This is a genomic window from Mycobacterium sp. NGS64, from assembly GCF_059812245.1.
Genome location: NZ_JCALCI010000001.1, coordinates 1,086,001 through 1,102,222 on the forward strand (window position 1 = coordinate 1,086,001; position 16,222 = coordinate 1,102,222).

The following is a 16,222-nucleotide window of genomic DNA, read 5'->3' on the forward strand; positions in this document are numbered from 1 at the left end:
TTCAGTCCGGGGTAAGCCTATCGCGTTGTTCGGCGGGCGTAGCCCGGCGTTCAAAGCGTCGGGCTTGGCCGTCGATGTGTTGCTTGATGATGGACAGCGGTGCGCCGGGGCAGGAGACGGCGAAGTAGGTTGGCGACCACAGGTGTCCGCGCACGCGGGCGCGGACACAGCGCCCGGTGTATTCACGCCGCACGGTGTAAGCCGCGCGGCCTTTCAATCTTTGCGCCAGCGTCGAGGTCGCCAAGGTCGCCAAGGTCGCCAAGGTCGCCAAGGTCGGCGGGTAGTCGACGAGCAGGTGCACGTGGTCGGCTTCGCCGTTGAACTCGACCAATTCGGAGTTCGGCGCACACCGCACGCATCATGTGCTCGCAGTAGGTCAGCATCTCGCCGGTGAACACCGCCGGCGGTACTTGGACACAACACCAAATGTGCGTGCAGCAACGACACGCTGTGTCGGGCACGTCGGTAGGTCTGGGATGTCAGGGGTGGGCCTTATGTTGCGGTGGTGCAGATGGGTGATGGCTACCGCATCGAACCGACACCGGCCGCGCAGCCGGTGGTGGGTAAGCTGCGTGCCCGCAAGCGCCCGAAGGGCGCACCCACCCATGTGCGGTCGTGGCCGCTGCGCCCCAATCCCGGGCAGTGCCGCGAGATGAGGACCCGGTTTTTCACCGGGGTGCGGGTGTACAACGCCGTGCTGGGTGAGTTCATCGCCCGCAGCCGTGCGGTGAAGTCCGACCTGGCATGGCAGGCGGCTCGGCAGTTGCCGAGCCGCACACCGGCGCAGCGATCGGCCCGGCGCGCGGCGTTCAACGCGGTGGCGCAGGCTCACGGTTTCGCCGCCGATGCGGCGCAGTCGTTCGGATCTGGGTTGCGCAAGTCTTGGGTGCGTGAGCACCTGCCGGCCCAGGAGACTCAGAGTGTGGGTGCGCGGGCGTTCGATGCGGTCAATCAATGGCATCTTGGCAAAAAGGGCAAGCCGAGGTTCAAGTCGACCAAGCGTGGATTGCGTTCGTTGGCGACCAAGGACGGCAACGGTGCGCTGCGGCCAAAGACCGACGCGGCAGGGCGACTGGTGGGTCTGCAATGGGGCGCCGGTTTCGTGATTGGGATCGCCGCTCCTGCTTCGACGGGCCGGCGCGGCAAGGAACAACAGGCTGAGCTGGCCGAGATTGAGGCGCTGATCGCGGCTGGGAAAGTGTTGTTCACCCGGATCGTGCGCACCGTCATCGCCGGGCGCGACACCTACCGCATGCAACTTGTCTGCGATGGGCACCCGACACGGCGGCATTCGGTCGGCGAGGGACGCGTGTCGTTCGATCTGGGTCCCAGCCAGATCGCGGTCAGCGTGGCGCGAAGCGACGGAACGTGGACGGGATGGATTGAGCCACTCGCGGATCGGCTCCGACTGAACACGATGCGGTTGCGCCGCCGCCAGCGGCACTTAGATCGCCAGCATCGTGCCGGGTCGCCGGATTGTTTTCACTCCGACGGCACCCACAAGACCGGGGGCTGCCGTTGGCGGCAGCGATCCCACGCAGCCAAGCGTGCGAGCACGGGTGTGGCCGAGGAGCACCGCCGGCTCGCTGAGCACCGTAAGACGTTGCACGGTGGGTTGGCTAATAGGTTGTTGAGCCACGGCGCTGATCTTGCGTGCGAGAAGCTGGATTACGTCGCGTGGCAGAAAAACTTCCCGCGCAGTGTGCGCGACCGGGCACCGGGGTTGCTCGTGGCGATGATGCGCCGCAAGGCTGAAAGCGCCGGCGGTGAGCGTCTCTACGAGTTCAACACCACAACCACAGCCCTGTCACAAACCTGTCTGTGCGGGATCAAGAAGAAAAAGCCGCTCTCCCAACGGGTCCACCGTTGTGAGTGCGGCATCAAAGAGGACCGGGACCTGTTTTCGGCCTACCTGGGACTGCATGTCCACCCGGGGGCTGATGGTCTCGACCGGCTGGACTTGGAGGCAGCCAACGACGGTTGGTTGCTCCACCGTCACGACGTTGATGGGCGTCGAAGTCCGGCCGTGGCAGTATCCAAGCGGCGAGGCCGCAGGCATCCGCCTTCGCGGAGGTCAGCGGCGCGTATCAAGGCCCGCAGGGCCTTGAAGAAGCGACAGAGCCGCTCGACGCGAACCTCCACTGCCGACCAGCCCACGGCGATAGCCGCATGAGCGCCTATCGAGACAGCCGGTCCGCACGAGGAATCCCCGCAGTTCACTGCGCGGAGGACGTCAAGCGTCAGAGCCGGCCGAGGAGTTCGGTCTTCTTCGCGGCGAACTCCTCGTCGGACAGGATGCCGCGCTCGTGCAAGCCGGCCAGCGATTCGATGGCCGCGACGATGGCCTGGGAGTCCTCCGGTGGGCCGGCAGGTTGTTTGGCCGCCGGTGCCTCGGGGGGGAATCGCACCTCGGGCGCGAACTGTGGCGTCGGGCCGGACTGGTACTGCGCCTGGTAGCCGGCGGCGGGCGCCGCGGGGGACTGCGCCGCTTGGTGGCTACCGACCTCACTCAGACTCGACACGCCGAAGGTGCCGAACTGGCTGGTGAAGCTCACCGAGCTGTAGCCGGCGCCCTGCTGCTGTTGCACACCGCCGATTTGGTGGTCGCCGGTATCGAAAATTCTTGTGACGCCGTTGATCTGGATGGCCAGGCGCCGTGTGCTCGGGAAGAACGCGTAGCGCACGTCGTTCTGTCCGCCGACCGAGCTCGGTACCCCCAGGTCGGCCGGCCACCAGTTGTTCGAGGCGAACGCGGCCGGGGAGCCCGGGGGCGGGGCGGGAAATACCGCGGTGGTGGCGAGCAGCTGGGCCAGCTCGTTGCACAGCGCGTCGACGCGGGCCTTGAGCGCGTTGTCGAACATGTTGCCGACCATCGTCATGCCGCCCCGCATCCACTGCCCGTTGCCCCCGAGCTCGGGGATGGAGAACTGGGCCATCGTCCCGCCACCGATGCGCAGCGCGACCAGCATCGAAAGCACCGCTTCTTGGGAGAGCCCATGGCGCTTGGCGATCTCGGCAATCGCGTCGGCGGCCTCGGGGGTGACCGTTGCCTTCATAGTCGTGAATCTTTCGTCGTCGGTACTGGTTCGAGCCTACGCAAAACGGGTGGCAATGAGCACGGGATGACGGCGTCGCAGGCGGGGTTCCGGGTGACCAACCCGCAGAGCTAAGCTGCCGCCTAGACGGGTGTCAAAATGCCCACCATTCGGAAGGCGCGAGCTATGTCCAACAAGGTTTACGTCGTCGGCGTCGGCATGACGAAATTCGAGAAGCCGGGCCGCCGTGAGGGCTGGGACTACCCGGACATGGCGCGGGAGTCGGGCACCAACGCGCTCGCCGACGCCGGTGTCGACTACCGCGACGTGCAGCAGGGCTACGTCGGCTATGTCGCCGGCGACTCGACGTCGGGCCAGCGGGCGCTCTACGAGCTGGGCATGACCGGCATCCCGATCGTCAACGTCAACAACAACTGCTCGACCGGCTCGACCGCGCTTTTCCTCGCGGCGCAGGCCATCCGCGGCGGGATCGTCGACTGCGCGATCGCGCTCGGATTCGAGAAGATGCAACCGGGCTCGCTCAGCGGCGGCGCCCAGGACCGCGAATCGCCGATGGGCAAGCACGTCAAGGCGATGGCCGAGATCGACGAGTTCGCGATGCCCGTCGCGCCGTGGATGTTTGGCGCCGCCGGCCGTGAGCACATGCGCCAGTACGGCACCACCGCCGAGCACTTCGCCAAGATCGGCTACAAGAACCACAAGCACTCCGTCAACAACCCCTACGCGCAGTTCCAGGAGTCCTACACGCTCGACGACATCCTGGCGGCGCGAATGATCTCCGACCCGCTGACCAAGCTGCAGTGCTCGCCGACCTCGGACGGTTCGGGCGCGGCCATTCTGGCCTCGGAGAGCTACGTCGACCAGCACGGGCTGGCGAGCCAGGCGGTCGAGATCGTCGGCCAGGCGATGACCACTGACTTCGCGTCGACGTTCGACGGCAGCGCCAAGAACCTCATCGGCTACGACATGAACGTGCAAGCCGCGCAACAGGTTTACGACCAGTCGGGGCTGGGCCCGGAGGACTTCCAGGTGATCGAGCTGCACGACTGCTTCTCGGCCAACGAACTGTTGCTCTACGAGGCCCTCGGCCTGTGCGGCCCCGGCGAGGCGCCCAAGCTGGTCGACAACGGCGACACCACCTACGGCGGGCGCTGGGTGGTCAACCCGTCCGGCGGGCTGATCTCGAAGGGACACCCGCTGGGCGCGACCGGTCTGGCGCAGTGCGCCGAGCTGACCTGGCAGCTGCGCGGCACCGCCGACAAGCGTCAGGTCGACAATGTCAACGCCGCGCTGCAGCACAACATCGGGCTGGGCGGCGCCGCCGTCGTCACCGCCTATCAGCGCGCCGAACGCTAAGGGCGCCATGTTCGAATGGTCCGACACCGACCTGATGGTTCGGGATGCGGTACGCCAGTTCGTCGACAAGGAGATCCGCCCGCATCTGGATGAACTGGAAAGCGGTGAGCTGTCGCCCTACCCGATCGCGCGAAAGCTGTTCAGCCAGTTCGGCCTCGACGTCATGGCGGCCGAGTCGGTCAAGAAGATGCTGGAGCGCGAGCGCGCGGGAAAGAACGAAAAGCAGGGCAGCGCGGGCGATTCCGGTGGAATGGGTGCCCAGGCGTCGATGGTGGCGGTGCTGGTGTCCGAAATCGCCAGGGTCAGCATCGGATTGCTGAGCACGGCGTCGGTCAGCCTCGGCCTGGGCGCGGCGACCATCATGAGCCGCGGCACGCTGGCCCAGAAGGAACGCTGGCTGCCCGACCTGATGACGCTGAAAAAGATTGCGGCGTGGGCCATCACCGAGCCGGACTCCGGCTCCGACGCGTTCGGCGGCATGAAGACGTATGTCAAGCGCGACGGCGAGGATTACATCCTCAACGGCCAGAAGACGTTCATCACCAACGGGCCGTGCGCCGACGTGCTGGTGGTCTACGCCAAACTCGATGACGGCTCATCGGTCGACAAGCGCAACCGCCCGGTGCTCGTCTTCGTGCTCGACGCGGGCATGCCGGGCATGACGCAGGGCAAGCCGTTCAAGAAGATGGGCATGATGTCCTCGCCGACGGGCGAATTGTTCTTCGACAACGTGCGGCTGACCCCCGATCGCCTGCTCGGCGAGAACCAGCGCGAGGGCGACGGCGACGGCCGCGACAGCGCCCGCGACAATTTCGCCGCCGAGCGGATCGGGATCGCGATGATGGCGCTCGGCATCATCAACGAATGCCACCGGCTGTGCGTGGATTACGCCAAGACCCGCACGCTGTGGGGCAAGAACATCGGGCAGTTCCAGCTGATCCAGCTCAAGCTGGCCAAGATGGAGATCGCCCGAATGAACGTGCAGAACATGGTGTTTCACACCATCGAGCGACAGCAGGCGGGCAAACCGCTCTCACTGGCCGAGGCGTCGGCGATCAAGCTGTACTCGTCGGAGGCGGCCACCGACGTCGCGATGGAGGCCGTGCAGCTGTTCGGCGGCAACGGCTACATGGCCGAGTACCGCGTGGAACAGCTGGCCCGCGACGCGAAGTCGCTGATGATCTACGCCGGCAGCAACGAGGTGCAGGTCACCCACATCGCCAAGGGCCTGCTGGCCAACTAGGCCACCACCCAGATCGCGCGGGCCGCGGGGCTGCCAAGGTCGACCGTGCTCTCGGCGCCGTCGGCGGACTCGATCGCCACCGAGATCATGCCGGCGAATTCCCGGCGGGTCAGCACCCGAAGCCGCGAGTCGAGCTGTATCCCGACGCCGGTGAAATACCGCAGCATCTCCGGGTCGGCGTCGGAGATGCGGGCCACCGTCCCGCTGTCCCCGTCGCGGCACGCCCACAGCTGGCGGGCCGGCGGGGTGGGGACCTGACCGTCGGAGGCCGGGATCGGGTCGCCGTGGGGGTCGCGTTGCGGGTAGCCCAGCTTGGCGTCGATGCGGGCCACCAGGCGGTCCGACACCGCGTGCTCGAGCACCTCGGCCTCGTCGTGCACCTCGTCCCAGCGGTAGCCGAGCTCGTTGACCAGGAAGGTCTCCAACAACCGGTGCCGGCGCACCACCTCGAGGGCCGCGCGGCGCCCCGCCTCGGTCAGCGTGACGGCGCCGTACTTCTCGTGGTCGACCAGGCCCTGCTCGGCGAGCTTGCGGATCGACTCCGAGGCCGTGCTGGCCGACACCCCGATCCGGTCGGCCAGCATCTTGGTGCTGACCTTCTGCGGGGCCCCGTCCGGCGACCACTCCTGGGCATTCCAGATGACTTTCAGGTAGTCCTGGCCGACCGCGGTGATGCCGCCTGGCTCGTCGTCAGCCCTCACAACCAGAAAGTTTAGGCAACCCACACCTGATTCGGCGTGCGGCGGCGGGATCTCGTCACCCCATGTTCGCGCCCGGCATCGTAGGCTTGCCATCGTGCAGCGGTGGCGCGGCCAAGACGAGATTCCCACGGACTGGGGCAGATGCGTGGTCACCATCGGGGTGTTCGATGGTGTGCACCGCGGCCACGCCGAGCTGATCGCGCACGCGGTGAAGGCCGGCCGCGCGCGCAACGTGCCGACGGTGCTGATGACCTTCGACCCGCATCCCATGGAAGTGGTCTATCCCGGCAGCCACCCGGCGCAGCTGACGACGCTGACCCGGCGCGCGGAGCTGGTCGAGGAGCTGGGCATCGACGTCTTCCTGGTGATGCCGTTCACCACCGACTTCATGAAGCTCACCCCCGAGCGCTACGTCCACGAGCTGCTGGTGGAGAACCTGCACGTGGTCGAGGTCGTGGTCGGGGAGAACTTCACCTTCGGCAAGAAGGCCGCCGGCACCGTGGCCACCCTGCGCAAGGCCGGCGAGCGGTTCGGCTTCGCCGTGGAGTCGATGTCGCTGCTGTCCGAGCACCACAGCAACGAGACCGTGACGTTCTCGTCCACCTACATCCGGTCCTGCGTCGACGCCGGCGACATGGTGGCGGCGACGGAGGCGCTGGGCCGCCCGCACCGCGTCGAGGGCGTCGTCGTCCGCGGCGAGGGCCGCGGCGCGGAGCTGGGCTTTCCCACCGCGAACGTGGCGCCGCCGATGCACTCGGCCATCCCGGCCGACGGCGTGTACGCGGCCTGGTTCACCGTGCTCGGGCACGGGCCGGTGACGGGCACCGTCGTGCCGGGGGAGCGCTACCAGGCCGCAGTGTCCATCGGCACCAATCCCACCTTCTCGGGGCGCACCCGCACCGTCGAGGCGTTCGTCCTGGACACCGCGGCCGACCTGTACGGACAGCACGTGGCCCTGGACTTCGTCGCGCGCATCCGCGGCCAGCGCAAGTTCGACACGGTGAAGGGCCTCGTCGCCGCGATGGGTGACGACACCGAGCGGGCCCGCAACCTGCTGTCGGCGGGTTGATCTCTGTAGTCACATTTGCCACATCAGTCTCTGCGCGCGGCGGCGCCCTGTGTGCCCACCTCAGAGCGACAACGGCGCGTCGTCGGTGCCGTCTGTGGCCGTTGTCGCTGGAAGGCGGGCACACGCAGTGCTTTCCCGGCCAGGGACCAATGAGGCAAAAGTGAAGGATGCGGCGTCGGAGGTTCGTCGTTTGTGCCCCGGGGATGCGCCGCTGCTAAACTGCCTGGCGACATCGGCGCGTGCTGCGGTTCGCGGTGGCCGCGCCGTGAATTCCACTGATCGCGGACCAATTGATGGAGATATTTTCGTGGCGCTTACAGCCGAGCAAAAAAAGGAGATCCTGACCTCCTACGGCCTGCACGAGACCGACACCGGGTCCCCGGAGGCCCAGGTCGCGCTGCTGACCAGGCGGATCGCCGATTTGACCGAGCACCTCAAGGTGCACAAGCACGACCACCACTCGCGGCGCGGACTGCTGCTGCTGGTGGGCCGGCGACGCCGGCTGCTGAAGTACGTGTCCCAGATCGACGTGGAGCGTTACCGCTCGCTCGTCGAGCGCCTGGGCCTGCGTCGCTGACGCTGGCAAATCGCCAGTGGGGCTGGCCGGCCAAGTTCGCCCGTGTAGAGTAGGAGCGTTCTGGGCCGGTTCGGCCCGAGCAAACGGTGCGGTTTGCGCAGATCCGCGTAGGCCGTTCCAGCAAGTCACAAGGGAGCAGCCCGGTCTGCATCGGGCGGTCTTCGGTAGTGGCTGCCGGGCTCTCCGGATCTGGGGCAGGTCGGCCGCTTCGATCGATGGCCGTAGCCGCATTCAGACTTCTTCCTTTCAGGGAAGCTCTCGGGTTACTCGCGCGTGACGACGCGAAACAGCTCAATACCCAGAGAGGCCATACGGACACCCATGTCTGTAGCTGAAATTGAAGAAGGCGTGTACGAGGCGACCGCCACCATCGACAACGGGAGCTTCGGCACCCGCACCGTACGTTTCGAGACCGGTCGGTTGGCCCAGCAGGCCGCCGGCGCCGTGGTCGCTTACCTGGACGACGAGAACATGCTGCTCTCGGCGACCACCGCCAGCAAGAGCCCCAAGGAGCACTTCGACTTCTTCCCGCTCACCGTCGACGTCGAGGAGCGAATGTACGCCGCGGGCCGCATCCCCGGCTCGTTCTTCCGCCGTGAGGGACGCCCGTCCACCGACGCGATCCTGACCTGCCGGCTCATCGACCGCCCGCTGCGCCCGTCGTTCGTCAACGGCCTGCGCAACGAGATCCAGGTCGTGGTGACGATCCTGAGCCTGGACCCCAACGACCTGTACGACGTGCTGGCGATCAACGCCGCGTCGGCCTCGACCCAGCTGGCCGGCCTGCCGTTCTCCGGCCCCGTCGGCGGTGTCCGGGTCGCGCTGATCGACGGCACCTGGGTCGCGTTCCCCACCGTCGAGCAGCTCGAGCGGGCCGTGTTCGACATGGTCGTCGCCGGCCGCAAGGTGGATGGTGACGTCGCGATCATGATGGTCGAGGCCGAGGCCACCGAGCACGTCATCGCGCTCGTCGACGGCGGCGCCCAGGCGCCGACGGAAACCGTTGTGGCGCAAGGCCTCGAGGCGGCCAAGCCGTTCATCGCCGCGCTGTGTACCGCCCAGCAGGAGCTGGCCGACGCTGCCGCCAAGCCCACCGGCGAATACCCGGTGTTCCCCGACTACGGCGACGACGTGTACTACTCGGTCGCCTCGGTGGCCACCGACGAGCTGGCCGCCGCGCTGACCATCGGCGGCAAGGCCGAGCGCGACGCGCGCACCGACGAGCTGAAGGCCGAGGTGGCCCAGCGGCTCGCCGAAACGTACGAGGGCCGCGAAAAAGAGGTCAGCGCCGCGTTCCGCTCGCTGACCAAGAAGCTGGTCCGCCAGCGCATCCTGACCGACCACTTCCGCATCGACGGCCGCGGCATCACCGACATCCGCGCGCTGTCGGCCGAGGTCGCCGTCGTTCCGCGGGCGCACGGCAGCGCGCTGTTCGAGCGCGGCGAGACCCAGATCCTCGGGGTCACCACGCTCGACATGGTCAAGATGGCCCAGCAGATCGACTCGCTGGGACCGGAAACGTCCAAGCGCTACATGCACCACTACAACTTCCCGCCGTTCTCCACCGGCGAGACCGGCCGGGTCGGTTCGCCCAAGCGGCGCGAGATCGGGCACGGCGCGCTCGCCGAGCGGGCCCTGATCCCGGTGCTGCCCAGCGTCGAGGAATTCCCGTACGCCATCCGCCAGGTTTCCGAGGCGCTGGGCTCCAACGGCTCGACCTCGATGGGCTCCGTCTGCGCGTCCACCCTGGCGCTGCTCAACGCCGGTGTGCCGCTCAAGGCGCCGGTGGCCGGCATCGCGATGGGCCTGGTCTCCGACGACGTCGAGGTTGACGGCAACACCGAGCGTCGCTTCGTCACGCTGACCGACATCCTCGGCGCCGAGGACGCGTTCGGCGACATGGACTTCAAGTGCGCCGGCACCAAGGACTTCGTCACCGCGCTGCAGCTGGACACCAAGCTCGACGGCATCCCGTCGCAGGTGCTGGCCGGCGCGCTGGCGCAGGCCAAGGACGCGCGCCTGACCATCCTCGAGGTGATGGCCGAGGCCATCGACGCGCCCGACGAGATGAGCCCCTACGCGCCGCGGGTGACCACCATCAAGGTCCCGGTGGACAAGATCGGCGAGGTCATCGGGCCCAAGGGCAAGGTCATCAACGCCATCACCGAGGAGACCGGCGCGCAGATCTCCATCGAGGACGACGGCACCGTGTTCGTCGGCGCCACCGACGGGCCCTCGGCGCAGGCCGCGATCGACCGGATCAACGCCATCGCCAACCCGCAGTTGCCGACCGTGGGCGAGCGCTTCCTCGGAACCGTGGTCAAGACAACGGATTTCGGCGCGTTCGTGTCGTTGCTGCCCGGCCGCGACGGCCTGGTGCACATCTCCAAGCTCGGCAAGGGCAAGCGCATCGCGAAGGTCGAGGACGTCGTGAACGTCGGCGACAAGCTGCGGGTGGAGATCGCCGACATCGACAAGCGGGGCAAGATCTCCCTGGTCCTGGTGGCCGACGAGGACACAGCGGAATCAGCGGAGACGCCGTCCGCCTCGCCCGCACCGGCCGATGCCACCAGCTCCGTTTAACAGGCCCGCAGCTGACCCGGCGGCGTCCTTGCGTCGCGGCGCGCAGATCGCCGAGGTGAACCCCGACCACAAGGCCGTCCGCCGCACCACACTGCCGGGCGGCCTGCGCGTGGTCACCGAGCACCTGCCCGCGGTGCGCTCGGCCTCGGTCGGGGTGTGGGTCGGCGTCGGATCGCGCGACGAGGGCGCCACCGTGGCCGGGGCGGCGCACTTCCTCGAGCACCTGCTGTTCAAGTCGACCCCCACCCGCACGGCCGTCGACATCGCCCAGGCGATGGACGCCGTCGGGGGCGAGCTGAACGCGTTCACCGCCAGGGAGCACACCTGCTACTACGCGCACGTGCTCGACAGCGACCTGCAGCTGGCGATCGACCTGGTCGCCGACGTGGTGCTCAACGGCCGCTGCGCCGCCGAGGACGTGGAGCTGGAACGCGACGTCGTCCTCGAGGAGATCGCCATGCGCGACGACGACCCCGAGGACGCGCTGGGCGACATCTTCCTGTCGGCGCTCTTCGGTGACCACCCCGTGGGCCGGCCCGTGATCGGCACCGCGCGTTCGGTTTCGGCGATGACGCGGGGCCAACTGCACTCGTTTCACGTGCGGCGCTACACCCCCGAACGGATGGTCGTCGCGGTCGCCGGCAACGTCGATCACGACCAGGTGGTCGCGCTGGTGCGCGAGCACTTCGGGCCGCACCTGATCCGCGGGCGGCAGCCGGTCGCCCCCCGCAAGGGAGCCGGGCGGGTCACCGGACAGCCCGGGCTGACGCTGGTCAACCGGGATGCCGAGCAGACCCACGTGACGTTGGGCGTCCGCACCCCCGGCCGCAGCTGGGAGCATCGCTGGGCGCTGTCGGTGCTGCACACCGCGCTGGGCGGCGGCCTGAGTTCCAGGCTGTTCCAGGAGGTCCGCGAGCTGCGCGGCCTGGCCTATTCGGTCTACTCGGCGGTGGACATCTTCGCCGACAGCGGCTCGCTGTCCGTGTACGCCGCGTGCCTGCCCGAGCGTTTCACCGACGTCATGCGGGTCACCTGCGACGTCCTCGACGCGGTCGCGCGCGACGGCATCACCGAGGCGGAATGCCGCATCGCCAAGGGGTCCCTACGCGGCGGCCTGGTCCTGGGGCTGGAGGACTCCGGCTCCCGGATGAGCCGCATCGGACGCAGCGAGCTGAACTACGGCAAACACCGCAGCATCGAACACACCCTGCAGCAGATCGACGCGGTGACCGTCGAGGAGGTCAACGCGGTGGCCCGCCGCCTGCTGGGCAAGCGCTACGGCGCCGCCGTTCTGGGCCCGTACGCGTCGAAACGATCGCTGCCCCAACAACTTCGGGCGATGGTATCTTAGCCGCATGTCCGCCTCCTCGCTCGCGCCGTGCCGGCGCTCGCCGTCAGCGAAGTAGCCGCATGGTCCTCGGCTTTTGGGATATCGCGGTGCCCATCGTGGGTGCGCCGATGGCCGGTGGTCCCGGCACCCCGGAGCTGGCCGCGGCGGTGTCCAACGCGGGCGGGCTCGGCTTCATCCCCGCCGCGTACATCAGCGCCGAGCAGCTGGCCGAGGACATCGCCGCCGCGCGCGCGATGACCACGGGCCCGCTCGGCGTGAACCTGTTGGTGCCCCAGCCCAGCGTCGCCGACTGGATCGCGCTGGACTACTACGCCGAGGAACTCGAAAACATCGCCGACCACTACCAGTGCGAGGTCGGCCGGCCCGAGTTCGGTGACGACGACGACTGGGAGCGCAAGCTCGAGGTGGTGTCCGACGTCCATCCCGAGCTGGTCTCCTTCACCTTCGGTGTCCCGCCGCCGGACGTGATCCGGCGGCTCAGCGCGCAGGGATTGCTGGTGATGGTCACGGTGACGTCGCCCTACGAGGCGGGGATCGCCGTCGCCGCGGGCGCGGACAGCCTGGTGGTCCAGGGGCCCGACGCGGGCGGGCACCGCGGCACCTTCGCGCCGGACATGGAACCGGGCACCGAGTCGCTGCACGAGCTGATCGATCGGATCCACCGGGCGCACCGCGACATCCCGATCATCGCGGCGGGCGGGCTGGGCACCGCCGAAGACGTCGCGGGCGTGCTGCGCCGGGGAGCGGTGGCGGCACAGGTCGGCACCGCGCTGCTGCTGTCCAACGAGGCCGGCACCAGCCAGGCCCATCGCACCGCCATGAAGAACCAGCTTTTCGGCAAGACCATCGTCTCGCGCGCGTTCTCGGGCCGGTACGCGCGCAGCCTGGAAAACGATTTCATCCGGCGCCTGGACACGGTCGCCCCGCTCGGTTATCCCGAGGTCAACCAGATGACCTTGCCGATCCGGGAAGCCGCCGCCGAACGGGAGGACCCGGACGGGATGACCCTTTGGGCCGGAACGTCATTCGGTGATGCCCGACCGGGGCCGGTCGCCGACATCGTCGCCGGCCTCGACGTTTAGGGTGGCCGGGTCGGTGTGGGGCAGGCCGAGGTCGGTGGCCACCCGCTCGGACAGCAGCATCCCGTCGTGCGTCGAAAGGCCCTTGGCCAGAGCGGGATCCGACCGGCACGCCGCCCGCCAGCCGGCGTCGGCCAGCCTGAGCACGTACGGCATCGTCGCATTGGTCAGCGCGACCGTCGACGTCTTGGGCACCGCGCTGGGCATGTTCGCCACGCAGTAGAACAGGGTGTCGTGCACGGCGAACGTCGGATCGTCGTGCGTGGTAGGTCGGGAATCCTCGAAGCAGCCGCCCTGGTCGATGGAGATGTCCACCAGCACCGCCCCCGGCTTCATCTGCGCGACAAGGGAATTCGAGATCAGCGTGGGGGCCTTGGCGCCGGGCACCAGGACGGCGCCGATCACCAGGTCGGCCCGCTTGACGGCACCCTCGAGCTCGTAGGCCGACGAGTATCGGGTGCCGACGCGGCCCGCGAACTCCGCGTCGAGGAGCCGGAGCTTGCCGATGTTGACGTCGAACACCATGACGGTCGCGCCCATGCCGCTCGCGACCCGGGCGGCATTGTAGCCGGCCGTGCCGGCCCCGATCACCACGACGTCGGCGGGCTTGACGCCCGGCACCCCGCCCATCAGCACGCCGCGCCCGCCCTTGGTGCGCATCAGGTGATAGGCGCCGACCTGAGCGGAGAGCCGCCCGGCGACCTCGCTCATCGGGGCCAGCAGGGGCAGCGCGCCGTCGGCGGTCTGGACCGTCTCGTAGGCGATCGAGGTCGCGCCGGCGGCCAACAAGGCGTCGGTGCACGCGCGCGAGGCCGCCAGATGCAGGTACGTGAAAAGCACCTGGCCGCGGCGCAGCAGCCCGTATTCGGCCGGTATCGGCTCCTTGACCTTGAGCAGCAGCTCGGCGTCGGCCCACACCTGTTCGGCGGCGCCGGCCACGTCGGCGCCAGCGGCCTTGAACTCCGCGTCGGGGATCGCCGAGCCTTCCCCGGCGCCGGACTGGACGAGGACTTCGTGGCCGCGGCGGGTCAATTCCGCGACACCGGCCGGAGTGATGGCCACCCTGAATTCGTTGGTCTTGGTCTCGGTGGGGATCCCGACGCGCATGCGTCAAGTGTGAAGAAAGTTCGAGAGCGCAGCAAACATGCTGATGATAATTCTGTAGACTCGTGTCGTGCCCGATCCATCTCCCGAACAGAAGGGCAGGGCCGCCGACCCGCCGAAGGATGTTCGACCCGCCCCGCTCGATGCGGTCGACCGCAAAATCCTGACCTTGCTGCACGCCGATGCGCGCATCACCAACAACGCGCTCGCCGAGGCGGCCGGAATCGCGCCGTCGACATGCCACGGCCGGGTTCGGCGGCTGGTGGACCTCGGCGTCATCCGCGGCTTCTACGCCGACGTGGATCCGGTCGCCGTGGGGCTGCCGCTGCAGGCGATGATCTCGGTCACCCTGCAGTCCAATGCGCGCGGCAAGATCCGCAGCTTCATCCAGCAGATCCGCACCCGGCGGCAGGTCATGGACGTCTATTTCCTCGCCGGCGCAGACGATTTCATCCTGCACGTCGCCGCCCGCGACACCGAGGACCTCCGCTCGTTCGTCGTCGAGAACCTCAACGCCGACGCCGACGTCGCGGGCACCCAGACGTCGCTGATTTTCGAACATCTTCGTGGTGCGGCACCGATTTAGCCTTATGATCGGCGGATGAAGCGCGATCCCGCGGTAGCGATCGTGGGGGCCGGCATGTCGGGCCTGTGCGTCGCAATCGCGTTGCTGCGCAGCGGCATTCGCGACGTCACCATCTACGAGAAGGCCGACGAGGTGGGTGGCACCTGGCGGGAAAACACCTATCCCGGCCTGACCTGTGACGTGCCGTCGCGGGTGTACCAGTACACCTTCGCCACCAAGCCCGACTGGTCGCACATGTTCTCGCCCGGCGGCGAGATCCAGTCCTACTTCCGGGGCGTGGCCGACCAGTTCGGCCTGCGCGACCGGATCCGGTTCGGCACCGAAATCGTCGGCGCCCGGTTCGAAAACGACCGCTGGGTGCTGCGCACGGACGCCGGCGAGGAATCGAGTGTCGACTTCCTGATCTCGGCGACCGGCGTGCTGCACCATCCACGGATGCCGTCGATCGCCGGGCTGGACAACTTCGGCGGCCACGCCTTTCACTCGGCGCGCTGGGACCATTCGGTGGAGCTGTCGGGGCGGCGAATCGCGGTGATCGGCAACGGATCCACCGGCGTGCAACTGGTCTGCGGGCTGGCCGGCGTGGCGGGCCGGGTGTTGCTGTTCCAGCGCACCGCGCAGTGGATCGTCCCGATGCCCAACCCGCAATACTCCAGGTTCGCCAGCCTCACCCACCGGGCCGTTCCCTGGCTCGACCGGTTCGCGTATCGGGCCTACGGCCTCATCTTCGACACCTTCGCCGTCGCGCTGACCAAGCCGGGACTGCGGCGAAAGGCGATGGGGGCGCTGTGCCGTGTGAGCCTGCGCCAGGTGCGCGATCCCGAGTTGCGCGCGGCGCTGACGCCCGATTACCAGCCGATGTGCAAGCGGCTGGTGGTGTCGGGCGGGTTTTACCGCGCGATGCAGCGCGACGATGTCGAGCTGGTCACCGCCGGCATTGACCACGTGGAGCGGCGGGGCATCGTGACCGAGGACGGCGAGCTGCACGAGGTGGACATCATCGTGCTGTGCACCGGGTTCGACACGCACGCGTTCTTCCGGCCGATGTGCCTGACCGGGCGGGACGGCATCGCCGCCGACGACGTCTGGCGCGACGGCCCGCGGGCCTATCAAACGGTCGCGATGCCCGGTTTCCCCAACTTCTTCATGATGCTCGGCCCGCACAGCCCGGTGGGTAATCACTCGCTGACCGCCGTCGCCGAACACCAGGCCGATCACATCCTGGGCTGGATCGAGCGTTGGCGCCGAGGCGAATTCGACACCATCGAGCCGACGGCCGCGGCGACCGAGCGCTACAACGCGCAGCTGCGCGCCGCGATGCCCGACACCGTGTGGACCACCGGCTGCAACAGCTGGTACCTGAACAAGGACGGGGTGCCCGAGGTGTGGCCGTTCACGCCCGCCAAGCACCGCGCCATGCTGGCAAACGCCGATCCCGCACAGTACGACCTGCGCCGCCGCGTCGCGGCACTATAAACCCGGTACCGGCGGTTTCGCATAGCTGGACCGCGTCACTA

13 protein-coding genes and 1 pseudogene are annotated in these 16,222 nt (G+C 68.2%); 10 read left to right on the top strand and 4 right to left on the bottom strand.

Translation table 11 applies throughout. From position 1 onward, the window contains the following. Nucleotide 1: 1 nt before the first annotated feature. Nucleotides 2-483: pseudogene (gene tnpA / locus AC5Y4S_RS05440) on the bottom strand (IS200/IS605 family transposase). Between the two features lie 28 nt (nucleotides 484-511). On the opposite strand from tnpA, the gene AC5Y4S_RS05445 reads away from it, so the two are divergent. After that, nucleotides 512-2,173, top strand: a complete 1,662-nt coding sequence (locus tag AC5Y4S_RS05445) for a nuclease/transposase family protein (RefSeq protein ID WP_500030736.1) — start codon at nucleotides 512-514, stop codon at nucleotides 2,171-2,173. 67 nt (nucleotides 2,174-2,240) lie between these two features. On the opposite strand, the gene AC5Y4S_RS05450 is transcribed toward AC5Y4S_RS05445, so the two are convergent. Further along, nucleotides 2,241-3,056, bottom strand: a complete 816-nt coding sequence (locus tag AC5Y4S_RS05450) for an SHOCT domain-containing protein (RefSeq protein ID WP_500030739.1) — start codon at nucleotides 3,054-3,056, stop codon at nucleotides 2,241-2,243. A gap of 165 nt (nucleotides 3,057-3,221) precedes the next feature. On the opposite strand from AC5Y4S_RS05450, the gene AC5Y4S_RS05455 reads away from it, so the two are divergent. After that, nucleotides 3,222-4,412: a lipid-transfer protein gene (locus AC5Y4S_RS05455; protein WP_500030743.1), complete on the top strand. Its 1,191-nt coding sequence runs from the start codon at nucleotides 3,222-3,224 to the stop codon at nucleotides 4,410-4,412. A gap of 7 nt (nucleotides 4,413-4,419) precedes the next feature. Next, a complete protein-coding gene (locus AC5Y4S_RS05460; protein ID WP_500030745.1) occupies nucleotides 4,420-5,655 on the top strand; it encodes an acyl-CoA dehydrogenase family protein in 1,236 nt (411 codons plus the stop codon). On the opposite strand, the gene mntR is transcribed toward AC5Y4S_RS05460, so the two are convergent. Beyond that, a complete protein-coding gene (gene mntR, locus AC5Y4S_RS05465) occupies nucleotides 5,652-6,356 on the bottom strand; it encodes a manganese-binding transcriptional regulator MntR (RefSeq protein WP_068185051.1) in 705 nt (234 codons plus the stop codon). The two genes, AC5Y4S_RS05460 and mntR, sit on opposite strands and share 4 nt — an antisense overlap. Nucleotides 6,357-6,450: 94 nt before the next feature. On the opposite strand from mntR, the gene AC5Y4S_RS05470 reads away from it, so the two are divergent. The 5 genes from AC5Y4S_RS05470 to AC5Y4S_RS05490 all read left to right on the top strand — a co-directional run bounded on the left by AC5Y4S_RS05470 (nucleotide 6,451) and on the right by AC5Y4S_RS05490 (nucleotide 13,018). Continuing rightward, complete coding sequence (locus AC5Y4S_RS05470; RefSeq protein ID WP_500030750.1) at nucleotides 6,451-7,425, top strand: bifunctional riboflavin kinase/FAD synthetase; 975 nt, start codon at nucleotides 6,451-6,453, stop codon at nucleotides 7,423-7,425. A 307-nt stretch (nucleotides 7,426-7,732) separates the two neighbouring features. Continuing rightward, nucleotides 7,733-8,002: a 30S ribosomal protein S15 gene (gene rpsO / locus AC5Y4S_RS05475; RefSeq protein ID WP_066928262.1), complete on the top strand. Its 270-nt coding sequence runs from the start codon at nucleotides 7,733-7,735 to the stop codon at nucleotides 8,000-8,002. Between the two features lie 321 nt (nucleotides 8,003-8,323). Beyond that, the gene (locus tag AC5Y4S_RS05480) at nucleotides 8,324-10,585 is read left to right on the top strand and encodes a polyribonucleotide nucleotidyltransferase (protein ID WP_500030752.1); all 2,262 of its coding nucleotides are present in this window, start codon (nucleotides 8,324-8,326) and stop codon (nucleotides 10,583-10,585) included. Further along, a complete protein-coding gene (locus tag AC5Y4S_RS05485) occupies nucleotides 10,566-11,936 on the top strand; it encodes a M16 family metallopeptidase (protein ID WP_500030757.1) in 1,371 nt (456 codons plus the stop codon). Before AC5Y4S_RS05480 ends, AC5Y4S_RS05485 begins: the two co-directional genes overlap by 20 nt. A gap of 59 nt (nucleotides 11,937-11,995) precedes the next feature. Beyond that, entirely contained in the window at nucleotides 11,996-13,018 is a 1,023-nt protein-coding gene (locus AC5Y4S_RS05490) for a nitronate monooxygenase (protein ID WP_500030761.1), read from the top strand. Here AC5Y4S_RS05490 and ald read toward each other — a convergent pair. Continuing rightward, complete coding sequence (gene ald / locus AC5Y4S_RS05495) at nucleotides 12,959-14,122, bottom strand: alanine dehydrogenase (protein WP_500030763.1); 1,164 nt, start codon at nucleotides 14,120-14,122, stop codon at nucleotides 12,959-12,961. The genes AC5Y4S_RS05490 and ald overlap by 60 nt on opposite strands. A gap of 67 nt (nucleotides 14,123-14,189) precedes the next feature. On the opposite strand from ald, the gene aldR reads away from it, so the two are divergent. Beyond that, nucleotides 14,190-14,705, top strand: coding sequence for an HTH-type transcriptional regulator AldR (aldR, locus tag AC5Y4S_RS05500; protein ID WP_500030767.1), 516 nt, complete (start codon nucleotides 14,190-14,192; stop codon nucleotides 14,703-14,705). Between the two features lie 15 nt (nucleotides 14,706-14,720). Then, nucleotides 14,721-16,181, top strand: coding sequence for a flavin-containing monooxygenase (locus AC5Y4S_RS05505; protein ID WP_500030769.1), 1,461 nt, complete (start codon nucleotides 14,721-14,723; stop codon nucleotides 16,179-16,181). Nucleotides 16,182-16,222: the final 41 nt, after the last annotated feature.

Excerpts from the sequence above, each read along its gene's own strand:
- AC5Y4S_RS05445 (WP_500030736.1), top strand. The coding sequence starts at position 512 with ATGGGTGATGGCTACCGCATCGAACCGACACCGGCCGCGCAGCCGGTG.
- ald (WP_500030763.1), bottom strand. The coding sequence starts at position 14,122 with ATGCGCGTCGGGATCCCCACCGAGACCAAGACCAACGAATTCAGGGTG.
- AC5Y4S_RS05505 (WP_500030769.1), top strand. The coding sequence starts at position 14,721 with ATGAAGCGCGATCCCGCGGTAGCGATCGTGGGGGCCGGCATGTCGGGC.
- AC5Y4S_RS05490 (WP_500030761.1), top strand. The coding sequence starts at position 11,996 with ATGGTCCTCGGCTTTTGGGATATCGCGGTGCCCATCGTGGGTGCGCCG.
- AC5Y4S_RS05460 (WP_500030745.1), top strand. The coding sequence starts at position 4,420 with ATGTTCGAATGGTCCGACACCGACCTGATGGTTCGGGATGCGGTACGC.
- AC5Y4S_RS05450 (WP_500030739.1), bottom strand. The coding sequence starts at position 3,056 with ATGAAGGCAACGGTCACCCCCGAGGCCGCCGACGCGATTGCCGAGATC.
- AC5Y4S_RS05455 (WP_500030743.1), top strand. The coding sequence starts at position 3,222 with ATGTCCAACAAGGTTTACGTCGTCGGCGTCGGCATGACGAAATTCGAG.
- AC5Y4S_RS05485 (WP_500030757.1), top strand. The coding sequence starts at position 10,566 with ATGCCACCAGCTCCGTTTAACAGGCCCGCAGCTGACCCGGCGGCGTCC.
- AC5Y4S_RS05480 (WP_500030752.1), top strand. The coding sequence starts at position 8,324 with ATGTCTGTAGCTGAAATTGAAGAAGGCGTGTACGAGGCGACCGCCACC.